Annotated in this window: 13 protein-coding genes; 1 reads left to right on the forward strand and 12 read right to left on the reverse strand. The window is 32.6% G+C overall.

Annotated elements, in window-relative coordinates; all coding sequences use genetic code 11:
* Nucleotides 1-145 precede the first annotated feature (145 nt).
* The 11 genes from J4051_RS16705 to J4051_RS16755 form a co-directional block, all read right to left on the reverse strand.
* Nucleotides 146-1,117, reverse strand: coding sequence for a glycosyltransferase family 2 protein (locus J4051_RS16705; RefSeq protein WP_208235018.1), 972 nt, complete (start codon nucleotides 1,115-1,117; stop codon nucleotides 146-148).
* A gap of 223 nt (nucleotides 1,118-1,340) precedes the next feature.
* Nucleotides 1,341-2,069 carry a class I SAM-dependent methyltransferase gene (locus J4051_RS16710; protein ID WP_208235019.1) on the reverse strand — a complete coding sequence of 243 codons (729 nt, stop codon included), beginning with the start codon at nucleotides 2,067-2,069 and terminating at the stop codon, nucleotides 1,341-1,343.
* Nucleotides 2,070-2,129: 60 nt separating this feature from the next.
* Nucleotides 2,130-3,101, reverse strand: coding sequence for a glycosyltransferase family 2 protein (locus J4051_RS16715; RefSeq protein WP_208235020.1), 972 nt, complete (start codon nucleotides 3,099-3,101; stop codon nucleotides 2,130-2,132).
* Between the two features lie 67 nt (nucleotides 3,102-3,168).
* On the reverse strand, nucleotides 3,169-4,086 hold the full coding sequence (locus tag J4051_RS16720) for a glycosyltransferase family 2 protein (RefSeq protein WP_208235021.1): 918 nt from the start codon (nucleotides 4,084-4,086) through the stop codon (nucleotides 3,169-3,171).
* Between the two features lie 14 nt (nucleotides 4,087-4,100).
* Complete coding sequence (locus tag J4051_RS16725) at nucleotides 4,101-5,189, reverse strand: glycosyltransferase (protein WP_208235022.1); 1,089 nt, start codon at nucleotides 5,187-5,189, stop codon at nucleotides 4,101-4,103.
* Between the two features lie 9 nt (nucleotides 5,190-5,198).
* Entirely contained in the window at nucleotides 5,199-5,900 is a 702-nt protein-coding gene (locus J4051_RS16730) for a class I SAM-dependent methyltransferase (RefSeq protein ID WP_208235023.1), read from the reverse strand.
* Nucleotides 5,900-6,805, reverse strand: coding sequence for a class I SAM-dependent methyltransferase (locus J4051_RS16735; protein WP_208235024.1), 906 nt, complete (start codon nucleotides 6,803-6,805; stop codon nucleotides 5,900-5,902). The genes J4051_RS16730 and J4051_RS16735 overlap by 1 nt, the downstream gene beginning before the upstream one ends.
* On the reverse strand, nucleotides 6,786-8,060 hold the full coding sequence (locus J4051_RS16740; RefSeq protein WP_208235025.1) for an ABC transporter ATP-binding protein: 1,275 nt from the start codon (nucleotides 8,058-8,060) through the stop codon (nucleotides 6,786-6,788). Before J4051_RS16740 ends, J4051_RS16735 begins: the two co-directional genes overlap by 20 nt.
* A 353-nt stretch (nucleotides 8,061-8,413) precedes the next feature.
* Nucleotides 8,414-9,250, reverse strand: coding sequence for an IS3 family transposase (locus tag J4051_RS16745; RefSeq protein WP_208235032.1), 837 nt, complete (start codon nucleotides 9,248-9,250; stop codon nucleotides 8,414-8,416).
* An 8-nt stretch (nucleotides 9,251-9,258) separates the two neighbouring features.
* Nucleotides 9,259-9,657 (reverse strand): transposase, encoded by a 399-nt coding sequence (locus tag J4051_RS16750; protein WP_208235026.1) that lies wholly within the window; start codon nucleotides 9,655-9,657, stop codon nucleotides 9,259-9,261.
* A gap of 80 nt (nucleotides 9,658-9,737) precedes the next feature.
* Nucleotides 9,738-10,601 carry an ABC transporter permease gene (locus tag J4051_RS16755; protein ID WP_208235027.1) on the reverse strand — a complete coding sequence of 288 codons (864 nt, stop codon included), beginning with the start codon at nucleotides 10,599-10,601 and terminating at the stop codon, nucleotides 9,738-9,740.
* A 1,067-nt stretch (nucleotides 10,602-11,668) separates the two neighbouring features.
* Between J4051_RS16755 and J4051_RS16760 the strand changes: the two genes are divergently transcribed.
* On the forward strand, nucleotides 11,669-11,959 hold the full coding sequence (locus tag J4051_RS16760; protein ID WP_208235028.1) for a hypothetical protein: 291 nt from the start codon (nucleotides 11,669-11,671) through the stop codon (nucleotides 11,957-11,959).
* Between the two features lie 126 nt (nucleotides 11,960-12,085).
* Here the strand turns inward: J4051_RS16760 and J4051_RS16765 are convergent, their stop codons facing one another.
* Complete coding sequence (locus J4051_RS16765; protein ID WP_208235029.1) at nucleotides 12,086-12,580, reverse strand: hypothetical protein; 495 nt, start codon at nucleotides 12,578-12,580, stop codon at nucleotides 12,086-12,088.
* Between the last annotated feature and the right edge of the window lie 572 nt (nucleotides 12,581-13,152).

A 13,152-nucleotide genomic window follows, 5' to 3' on the forward strand; every position in this document is an offset into this window, starting at 1 on the left:
ATTATTTAAAATAACTAAGTCAAACTTTAATACCTTATGTTTAAACCTTTTATTCAAAAACAAAGTAACGGCTAAACTGAGCTTATTGCTACCAATTTCTTTCCCAATATAAACCAAGATCTGTTAAAATTAATCATCAAGTCTTTTATTGATTTTCTTGTTTTAAATGGTAAGTATTAAAAACTTCATTCTGTTTCATCAACTCATAAAATTTGTAATACTTACCAAAAGCTGAATTTGTGAATTTTGCAACATAAAAAAAGTAATAACGTTTTGGAAATGCCTCTTTTAATTCTTTCATAAATCCATTTGGTAAACCTATTTCGTTCTTCAATTCTAAATAACAATGAACACATTGCAACAAGGAATACCTGTTAAATTTCGATGAATTGGCTTGCTCTTTTATATCTATATAATTATGCCAATGTGTTTCAAACATTTTTTTAAGATGTATTTCAGCTGATTGATCTCGTTGTCCTTGTATCGAGCTTGGTGTGTACCTTCTCAACGTTAAAAAAGTGTCTAAATAATATAAATTATTGGTTTTTAATAAGAGCTTACAATTAAAGTTATGCTCTTGTCCGGCGGACATAATTTCGTTAAATTGAATAGTTTTAATAACGGAACGTTTTACCATCAAATCTGGCGTGTGCCATCTTATATAATCGATTGCATAACTTTCAAAGGTGACATCTGACACTTCAAAATCATAATTAAAAAATGAATTATTTTTCGTATTAAAGTACTTTGTTTTACTCACCACAAAATCAACATCATTTTCAGTCAAAGCCTTAGCTTCTAACTCTAATTTTTTGGGAACCATCAAATCATCACTATCAAACCACTGAATATAATCACCTTTACTTAATTTAAAACCATAATTTCGAGCACCATTACCACCTGGTAAATGTGTGTCTGGGCGTTGGTGATATTGAAATCGACTATCATTGACCATATAACCCTCAATAAGTTGTTCTGTAGTATCCATACTTCCATCATCAACTATTATACATTCCCAATTACTATAGGTTTGTGCAATAATTGAATCAAGCGTTTCTCCAATTAAATGTGCTCGATTATAGGTTGGAATGATTATAGAAACTAGTGGGTTAAGCATTTAATTTGTTTTCAAATATATAAAATCGGCATTCTAATATTTTAGTTTAAAGTATATTTACAATAAGCTATATACAGTCATTTTTAGGTCTTTCAATATAGAGCTTATTAAACTATTTAACATCTCTTGAATTTAAGTATTGACTCCTTCTGAGATTATTAATGTTTTTAAAAATGAGCAATGCTCGTTATTCTATTCTAAGAAATTATTTAAAAATTTGAAATCATAAAGGGTAAAGTATCAAAAGACTTGTTACTCCTAAAATAAGTATATCTCCCCATAAATTGAGGTTTGACCTGTAATATGTGAGCCCAATTTTCAGAAATTTTACGTTCCTCTTCTCTATGACCATCATCCAAAAAACCGCATAATCTTTGGCTAATCTATTCTGAAGGAATGGAATTGCTGTATAGCGAGCGTATGGAGTGCTACTTCCAAAAGGTCCATCAACTATAACTAAATCAAACTTTTTCACATTCTGCAAAGCGCTAGTTAGTTTCTCTGAATCATACCAAAGTTCTTGTTCATGTAAACCAAGCTCTTTAGGAACAGCGACCATAGTAGCATGAACGAATGTAACAATATCATTTAGACCATAACGAGAAATTTCCTTGTGCATATTTGATAGCCACTCTTCATTTGACTCTACAGAATACAATCGTGTAGGCAGTTTCAAAGTCTTAATTAATTGAGCTATATACAGTGTAGAAACACCAGAGCCAAACTCAATAATATTCTGACGTTTATTAATAACTATATCATTTAAGATGTGCAAAATAACACTTGGTGAAATTGACCAATCCGTATAAGGAATAAAATCAGGCTCAGGAAATAATCTGCTTATTTGAGCATAATCCAACACAACTTGCTCGCTTTTTTGTTGATTTACAGCTATTTCCTTAATACGATCCTGTATATAGATTTGTAATTTTTTCTTGAAATTAAATGACATTGTTTCAGTTTTTAAGTTGCGTGTTTGTGTTAATTATAAAATCTATTTATAATCGTTTGTTCAATCACTTTTAAAGTCCTTAAAGGTTTTTTGCGAATCAATAATAACAAATTGAGTAGCACCGCGTTTTATTAAAAATTGAGAGACAATACAGCCCATTAAATAAACCTTTTGGCCTATGCTCAAGTATTGAAAAGCAATCAAGCGCTTAACTACCTCATGATAGTAACCATTTCTTAACATCACTTTTAAACTATTTAAACAGCGTTGTTTATATCTGTAAATACCTTTTGTGTGCTTTTGTGCCGCAAAATAATTCAAAACCATATGATATACTTGATATATAGATACCATTTTTAAAATATCCTTATCCGAATGATAGCTCATTGAACCATCATGAGTCCTAACTGTAAAAAGTATCTTGTTAACATGGACAATTTTTAAGGAATCAGATGATGTAAAAAACCGAAAGAAAAAATCAAGATCTTGGTTTTTTTTCAAAGTTTCGTCATAGCGCATATTTGCTATTTTGTTTCTTCGCAACATAAAAGAATAAGGCCCAAAAGAAACATGTCCATCTACTAAATCGTCAAGGATGTTGCCACTAAAGCTTTGATTGGCTATTCTCGTTCGTTCACCCTTTTCATTGACGTTTTCAAAAGCTGAAAACACAACATCCGTATCAAGGTTTATTATAAAAGGTCGTAGTTTGGCTTCAAGGAAATCCGACATCATGATATCATCACTATCAAACCATTGAATATATTTCCCAGTACTCTTTGAAAACCCATAATTTCTTGCTCCATTTCCTCCAGGTTTATGAGAATCTGGACGTTTATAGAACTTGAATCGTTTATCTTCGTTTAAATATTGAATGAGTAAATCCGCAGTTTCATCTGTACTCCCATCATCTACTATGATACATTCCCAATTCGTATAGCTTTGTGCCAATACGCTATCAAGTGTCTCACCAATGAGGTATGCACGGTTGTAGGTAGGAATAATAATAGAAACTAAAGGTTTTTCTTTCAATGACAATGGTTATTTATATTAAAACACTATTTTAATCGGATACTAATTTAATATTTAAGGTAAAACTTTAAACACTATGACCAATTAGCTTTTTATAGAAAAAATAACCCTTATCCTCGCTAACCTTAAAACTTAACCACATGGGAAAAAAGTAAATGGCTTTAACGTGTAGTTCGCTAAATAGCGCTTTTATAAAATCAATTTTTTTGGGTGCGTAACCCATATTGCGACCTTTGGCCATATAAAAAAGACACTTTTCTAACAGTAAAACCCTTATTTCCTTTTCAGTAATTTCTTTTAAATCTAAATAAGTTAACCATTTTGATTTAAAGGCACCAGAAAGCAACTTTTGCTCATTATCAATACGTCCTCGTATAGAATCTGTGTGATAAAGCCGTAAACTTACAACCTTATCTATAAAATAAGCATGGGTTGAGTGATGAACCAAAATGGAAAAATAATTATACTCTTGACCAGATTGTAACGCTTCATTAAATCTTATACGCGTTGCCAAATCTCTTTTAATACAAATATCTAAGGTCAACCAATTAATATTCTGTGCGATATAATTATATTTTGATATTTTGAAATCTTCGAAATTGTAATAATTCCTAAGTTTTTCTGATGTATGGTTAAAATATTCCGTTCGAGTAATCACGTAATCACAATTATATTTTTGCATTGCGTGTACTTTAACTTCTAAATGATTTTCGGTCATTAAATCATCACTATCAAAAAAAACTACGTAATTACCTTGTGCTTTCTCCAAGCCTATGTTTCTACATGCATTTGCTCCCTTCGGTTTTGATTCGGGTCTGCAAAAAAGTTTGATGCGTGAATCTCGATTGGTATATTTATTTATGACAACCATGGTATTATCGGAACTACCGTCATCTATAACCAAACATTCCCAATGTATATAACTTTGCGCTATGATGGAATCTAATGTTTCAGTAATCAAATGCGCGCGGTTGTAAGTTGGCATAATTATAGAAACCATCATTCCTTCGTCTTTGCTATTTTAATTATTTTTGATAGGTTATTTAAATGATGTGACATTGTATAATTATTTTCAATTCTCTCTTTCCCTCTCATACCCATAATTTGCGATTCTTGTGGGTTTTCAAGTACCCACAACAAATGTTTGGTCATAGCTATTATATCCCTTTCCTGACTTAACAAGCCTGTTTCTTCATGTAGTATAACATCTGGAATACCCGCATGAATCGTACTTATTACAGGTAATCCTGCGGCGCTTGCTTCTAAAATAGATACAGGAGTACCTTCCATATCACCATCTTGTGCTTCAATAGAATGTTGCACGTAGGCTAATGATTCTGCTAAATAGTCTTGATATTCATTGGGTGTAATCCTACCAGGAAATTTCACTTTTTTGGAAATACCTAATGCTTCCACTAAATCCTTACAACTATCCAACAGAACCCCATCCCCTGCATATATCAATACAACATCATTATGGATTTTTAACACATCATTAAAGGCTAAGATAGTTAAATGAGGTGCTTTTTTATCGACAAAACGACCAATGCTGATAAACTGTTTTTGGCTGTATTTTGGCAATAAACTTAAATAATTATTTGCTGGACCATAAACATTATACGCTATTTTGTTTTCTGGACATCCAATAGCAATTAATCGCTTGGTCATTTCCTTACTTACAGAAACAATTGTTAATCGTTCATAAGAAAACAGCTTTTTGTAATTTTCATAGTGTTCCAAAACTGATTTCCTAACTGCATCATGACCATGAAAGTGAACGACCAAAGGTAAATTTAAAATTTTACATGCTTTCAAAACTTCTTCACCCATCATTCCATATTGAGCAAAAATCAATTGAATGTTTTTTAAGTGTAAATCTTCCACAAAACGATTCAGATTAGATTTCTTTTTTATTAAACCCAACTTCCGAAACCCCAAGAATAATATGCTTGGTTTGGTTGCTTCAATATTAAATGGTATTTTTCTACCCCAATAATGCAGCATTTTAAAAGGCAAACCATCAACTTGAGCTTTAATGAATGTTTCACAATCTTCGTATGGTTTATTCGTAATAAAAGCAATCTTCATTTTCAAGATTTATTTTCTGACAATTCCATATAAGCCAGTAATCATCTGTCCGTTTTTAAACTGAACAGATTTAGGGTTATCCAATTTGATTAAATACTTTATTATTGGCTTTAGTGATTTTGATAAAAACTTTCTTTTTCTCTTAGACATGGGGCTTCGTCGCACCCACAAACCCAACATTTGAGCCATAGATGCATGCCAGCCTCCTGTAGCCTTTATATTGATATCTCTAAATCCGCTATTCTTCAAATGACGTTTTAAAGAAAATGGCGTATAACGATATTCGTCATGTGGAACCTCATGTAAATTCCACAAAAATGGAACCGTAAAAAAGAAAACACCACCTGGTTTTAAAATGCGATATACTTCTTTTAAAACTATTTCAGGTTGTGGACAATGTTCCAATACCTCAGTGCCAAAAGCACAATCAAAACTGGCATCTTCAAAAGGCATCATGATACCATCCCAAAAAAAATCAGGTTTCACATTCTTGTCATAAATTATTGCCGTTTCAATATCTAAACCTGAATAACTTGAAACTGTAGAATTTTCTAATATATAATTTTTATAAGGCATTTTACCACAACCAACATCTAATAATTCACCATTAAAATTGATAAGAACTTCTTTAAGTGCATTAAATATTGCATTCCTGATAATATACTTATCGAGATTTTTTACATTTAATTTTATGTCAATAAAATCTTTCATTAAGACAATTTTCTAAATACCACTAAAATATTTCTCCCATCAATAAAATGACACAATATCTTTTTTAAAAATTTAGGTGAAATCCCATTGATCATTTTTAAAAACCCAGCATAAATTGGATTAGAATTCTTAATATATGTTTTTAAAAATTGAGAATAGGTTTTTTCCAATGGTTCGTAACTTACAGACTCCAATTTAACTTCAAAAAGACTTTCTAAGGATTTCAATGATTTCTTGTTCCATAATCCAGCATGATGTGGTGGAAAGTTAAGTGTATGATATTTATCTTTAACGAACAAATAAGGGTTGTTATTAGGAACCCCAATAATTAGCTTTCCATTTGTTTTTATTGTTTTCAAAGAGTCGTTGATAAAATCATGAACATTCGTTACATGTTCTAAAACCTGAAAGTAACAGACCACATCAAATTGTTCTGGATGATTCTTTGAAAACTTATCTATAAGCATACTATGTATTTTCAACCCTTCCTTTTTGCAAATATTAATTGCCTCTGGATTGAGCTCAATACCTTCCGCTTCTATTCCTCTATCTTTTAATAGCTTCAAAAAAACTCCAAAACCAGAGCCTATTTCCAAAACTTTTTCATTCTTTTTAATAGTCGGTAATATTTCAAGATGCTCCCAACGGGTTGAATAATAATTTTCTCGATTTAATGATAAATCTTTGTAAAAAGTTGCATCACCTATAACTGAAAATGGATAATAATATCTGTAACCTGTTTTACGACATCGTAACAATTCTATTTCTTTCGTTCCATTAAATAATCTTGCTACGTCAATTCCCATGGAGTTGTAAGCATCAAGAATCAGCCTAGTTTTAAATGTTTCAATTTTATCAACTAAACCATCTTTATATAGAGGGTTACTATACCTTGTTTTCATCATTTATAGAAATAAACCATTCTGTATCATTCTCCTTATATACTGCCGATCCTTTCTGCCAATAGTAAGGTCTTTTATCACTGTTAATAATTTCAAAATGACAAACTTCAAATAACCTATCAAAGGCTTTCTTGCTAAAATTATCTGCAAAAAAAACATTTAATCTATACTCGCCTTCATATAGTTTTAAGCCTCTTATAACAGAAGTTAATCTATAAATACCTTTTTCTTCTCCAAATGCTTCCTCAGTATTTAAAATAAGTTCATGGATGATAGGCAGGTTGTCATTATTTATTATTTGGTAAGAAACGGCCGGTGCCTGAATCTCTTCTGCACAATTAATTATAATTTCAACTTGTAAGTCTTCCTTGAATTCATGAAAACCTTTTTTACTGGTAATTACTTTTACACTTTTTACGTAATTCTCATTATTTCCTATTTTTTTTGAAATATAGCGTTTTGATCTTTCTTTAGTTTGATTTAAATAAAAATCAACAGCTTCATCCGTTTCTCCTTCAAAAACGGTTTTTCCATGCTCCAAAACAATAGCACGGGTACACAAACTCTTCACCGCCGCCATATTATGGCTTACAAACAATACCGTCCGTCCGTCGCCTTTACTAATGTCCTGCATTTTCCCAATCGCCCTTTTCTGAAACTCCGCATCCCCAACCGCAAGCACCTCATCAATCACCAAAATATCAGGTTCTAAATGCGCCGCTACGGCAAATGCCAAACGCACCCGCATCCCGCTACTGTAACGTTTTACCGGGGTATCAATATAACGCTCACACCCAGAAAATTCAATAATCTCTTCCTCCTTGGCTTTTATTTCAGCTTTGCTCATGCCTAAAATAGCCCCGTTTAAATAAATGTTTTCTCGTCCTGTCAATTCAGGGTGAAAACCCGTACCAACCTCCAATAATGAGGCGATCCGGCCTTTAGTCTTGATCTCGCCCGTAGTCGGTCCTGTTACACGCGACAAGATTTTAAGTAAAGTAGATTTACCGGCACCATTTTTTCCAATAATCCCCAGTACTTCGCCACGTTTCACCTCAAAATTAATATCCCGTAACGCCCACACATAATCACTATCAGCCTTCGTACTGCGGTCATTTACCGATCCAATCTTTAAAAATGGATCCTCCTTCCCACGAATGCCAGCCCACCATCGGTTCAAATCATGACTGATAGTACCCGTACCCACGAGCCCGAGGCGGTATTGTTTGCTGATATTTTCGGCTTTTAAAATGATCATTAAAATATTACTTATTCTTTATTTTTTATTTATTGTTTGGTCGTCATTGCGAGCTTCTTAATTATGCCGTCATTGCGAACGATGTGAAGCAAATGCAGAGCATTCACTAACACCCCTTTATCAAAACTAAAAGACGTTAGTAATCTTTGGGTTTTAGCTAACCAATTATGAGATTGCCGCGTCGTTCCTTCGTCACTCCTCGCAATGACGCTAGGTGGAGAGGCTTCTCAATGACATCTCGTTATTCTTTGTTTTGGCTTCTCTGTCCTGGCTCCTGATTCTTGAATCGTTGATCTATTTTCTATCCTCTACCGACTCTAATTGTACTTCCCTGAATAGAGTTGACCGTTTTTTTAGTTATTTATTTCATTGTTAAAAATAGTTATTATTGGTCTATCTTCAGGTTTCAAGGTCAACCAATATTCCTCAAAATTGTTTGGGCTCATTTTTGGTAAATTTTTATGTGTTCTTTTTTCATTGTAATTTTTTACAGCTTTTGCTACACATTCTTTTAACTGAACGGATGTTTCAGGTTTCCAATAATCTAGATACTCTTCCTTTATAGTTCTATTGATACGTTCCGCATATGCATTGTCCAATCCACTTAAGGACATACTTATCTTGGTTCCATTGCTTACCAATAAATCTATATACTTATGATAAGTGTATTGGCTTCCTCTGTCCGAATTATGAATCTCAGGTGCATTATTTTCCTTTAGTGCCATTTTAAGAGCTTCTAAATTGGCTTGAGCCCGCATGTTATCCGATACTATAAATCCAACAATCTTTTTTGTATAAACATCTATTATGAACACAGCGTAATAGTGTTTGCCATTGAGTGGCAAATAGGTTATATCCGATTGCCATAATACGTTTGGTGCGTTTATTCTTAAGCCTTTTATTAGATTGGGATAAAACTTCTTGCCTGCTATTGTTGTACGTTTATAATTCTTCTTCCTTTTTATCCTGTAACCGAGATCCATCATGGTTTCTATAAACCGATCTCTACCTATAAAATCCGGATCTAATATATCGTACATCTTTTCAACTCCACAACCAGGATGGTCCTCCCGAAGATCATCCGCCTCTAAAATTAATTGAGACACTCGGCCATCGAAAACGGCCTGTCGCCGTGCATACTGACTGACAGCTTGTTTACTTATGCCTATGGTTTGATAAAGCTGGTTCATACTAAAGCTTATTTTTTCTTTATGTGTCCTGAACCAGTTGATTGTGGAGTGCCGAAGTTTTTTTTGATATCTATATTTAAATCGTCCTTTGCGATATCAATCATCTTCTCCAAATAATCTATCTTGATCTGTTTGCGCCCAACTATGGCTTCAAGCTCTTTTATTCGAGCTTGTTGTTCTTTCATCTTTTGGGTGCTACTGTTTTTCATCTCTACAATTCTTGAACCTTTTTCATTAAAGGTAGAAAATTTATGAATCCATTTGTAAATCGATACATTACTTATATTATGTAATTTCTCTAACTGAGTTACACTGAATTCTCCCGATTCAAAGTCTTTTACAATTTGTAGTTTAAATTCATCCGAATAAATGCGTTGCTTTTTCAATAGTTTAATGTTTGCTTTCATAAGTTTACACTTTGTTTAAAGTGGTCAACCTATACTAGAGACATACAAATTTCTACTCACTAATCCCTAATGCCTAATGCCTAAACTGTATCAATAAACGTCTTCTCCGTTTTATTAAAAATAATAATTCCCACTAAAAATAACACAATACTAATAGCTAATGTATATAAAAAACCAAACCAAGTAAAGGTACCCGTATTGAGTAGCATATATCTGAACCCTTCAATAATTTGTGTCAGTGGATTGTATTCCACGAAATTTGCAACCCATTCCGGAAATTTTTTTCGTGCCTCCGACAACGGATAAGGCACCGCCGACATATACATCAATAAACTCACACCAAACCCGATCACTACGGTCATATCTCGATATTTGGTGGTCATGGATGACAGAATCATGCCCAGTCCCAATCCAAGCATGGCCATCATTAAAATATAAATTGGAAATAATAACAAATTCATATTCACTGATAGGATACTGCCTGTACTTAAATAAAAGATATAAAAACCTGCAAAGATACCCAGCTGTATAAAAAACTTCAACAAATTGGAAATGGTTACCGACATGGGCATAATGACCCTAGGAAAATATACCTTCCCGAATATATTCTCGTTCTTTTTAAAGGTGTCACTAGTTCCGGTCAAACAATTATTAAAATAGTTCCAAGCCGTGATACCGGCAAGGTTAAACAAAAATGGAGGAATACCTCCGGTACTGATATTCCCAAGATTATTAAAAATCAAGGTAAATATAACCGAAGTAAACAAGGGCTGAATCACATACCACAACGGCCCCAAAATGGTTTGCTTATACACCGTTACAATATCACGCTTTACAAATAACATCAGTAAATCACGATAACGCCAGATCTCTTTAAAATTGAGATCGATCAGTTTGTTTTTGGAAGAGATGGTGTATAACCAGTCGTCGTCTTTTGTATTCAATGATATAGCAGTTTTTGAATGGGTCTAATATAGTAATTCTGATGAGAAACATGGAAGCAGAAGAGCGAATTTATGGGGACGTCGTAGAAACATTAAGTTTTTAATATATTTTTTGCCATGTATACAATCTTTCTTCTGAAGTATATAGTCTCCGTTATTAGTAGTCACCCCCATCCCTATCTTGAAAAATAATCAACAAACATATATGGCATATAGAATATTTTACTATATTTATTTACATTAGTGTCCGATTAAAAATTGTAAAAAGTTGATGAGGCTTGTAAATGTAAGAGATTCAAGAAGTATTTAAAGAACGACCTTGCTTTATTGGAAATGATTTTAAAGAGTAAGAGAGGATAGTTTTGTTTTATAGGCACTCTGTTTATTAGTTATTTACAATCAAGTCTTTATTCTTGATTCTAACAGCGAAGCGGTCTTGATTCTTTATCGGACAACAATGATTTATTTAGTATTCATCAACCTATATTGATATAAACTACTTACGATAGCATTGATTGAACTAATTCACAAATATTGCTTAGAATTTCGTCTTAGAAAACTGGTAATTTATTAAGAAGCGAGATGATAAGTAAGATGCCCACGTCTCTTGACGTGGGCTTATTTTTTAGCGGTAGCATCGCATCACAATTTCTTAGTGGCGTTTAAGCTGAGTTCCACACTCTTTTTGCTTTAAGAAATTATTCTTTCCTGATTCATTAACTTCGACCATTTAAAAGTCTAAACTGAAACCGCGTCTGTTAACTAAAAACCCCTCTCAGGGTTTTTAAACCCTGAGAGGGGTGGCTAAGCTTCATTTGATTTAAACCTGGTAATTTTGATGAGGGATTTAATACCAAACAAATTCCCCACAGATGGTTTACAATGACAAATACACCAAAGCTGGTAGTGGAAAACACCAGCAGCGACGTAAATTGATTCTTCTTTGCCTATTTTGAAAAAATTTATTATTTTCAAACCTTAAAGGTTTCATTTTCAGAACAATGTTTTTACCAACGGTTATCATAAACTATTTCATGGCTCCCAACCTCCCTTAAACACAAATTGATATGAAAACAACAACACCGACGAAACTTATAAATCTAATTTTTGATATCTTTTATGAAGAAGAAGTTTTGAAGATTAATATTTTATATCATAGGGTTTGTGACGAACTAACCAAAATTGAATTTGTGGGAAATGAAGATCAACCATTTTATGATTTAGTTTATCATGGCATGACAAAAAAGGTTATAGAACTTTTTATATTATCGGATTACTGCCCCATAAAGAGAGATTCTCTACTAATACTTATGGAATTATTATACGATACGAAAATAAAAATAGATAACTCAATTTGAAGTTTAGCCATTGTTGGTGTGTTTCACCAACAATTTTCAAATTGATAGAACAAAATTTAACCAATAGAAGAGACTCAATTGATAAAAGAATAATTTTACCATAGCTTGTCAAAACCGTAAAATCTCTTAATTCCACTCTAACAGTCCTTGAATATTCGTGCTTAAGGTATCCGCAACCCTAGTTAAAATTGCGATACTCAAATTTGATTTTGCATTTTCTATTTTACTGAGATTAGAACTGTCAATATTAGAAAGAACTTCTAAGTCAAGCAGCAATTCATCCTTTTCTTTTCTTACTAATTTAATATTAGTAGCAATATTTTTCAATACTAGAGAATAATAACTATTAACATCAACATTTTCAAGTTTAATTATATCATTTAGATTATCTTGGAAAAAGATAGTTATATCAACGTTAAGGATAATGGCAACTTTGCAAAGATTATAAATAGTAATATTTGGATTATTTAGATAGTAATACCCTATTGTACTTTTCTTTTTCTCAGGGAAGAAAATTTTACCAAATTCATACGGAGTGATTCCTTTAACAGCTAAAATATTTTGAAAGTTTTTGCTAAACTTCTTTCTATTTCTAATTTCGTTATTGTCCTTGTTTATCATATTAATTATATGTGTTCGGAACAATTTGCACAGATGTGCTTGAAATTAAATGGGTATATATTTGAATAGGTCAATTGTTTTTTTTATATTCGCTTTGTATCCAATTAAAAAAGGTTACATTTTATTACATTTGCGAAAGCATTTCTATAAGATATATAGAAGCATTCGCTTAGAATCTCGCCGTTGAAAACTGGTAATTTTTGGAACGAGATGATAAGTAAGATGCTCACGTCAACTGACGTGGGCTCACTTATTGTTCCACGGTATACCAGTACTTCAACGGCAATAAGCTGAGTTCCACGTCTTTTTTTATTAAAAAAAAGTCCACTCACTTCATTCTTAGCATTGCTCTATTATTTTTTAAAAGTTTCGCACTAATCCAGTTAGAATTAGTCTTAGGATAGCTGCCGCTAAAAATAATCATTGGTTATTAGTCGCACATCATTAGGCTTAAACCTTAAAAAAATGCCTATGTAAAGATAGATTTCAAACAGAATACCTTCAACCAAAGGATTAATAGCAGATTTACACATTAAGAAACAGTTAGAATTAGTCTTGGGAACGGGCCGTTG

Source organism: Gelidibacter pelagius, assembly GCF_017581925.1.
Lineage (GTDB): Bacteria > Bacteroidota > Bacteroidia > Flavobacteriales > Flavobacteriaceae > Gelidibacter > Gelidibacter pelagius.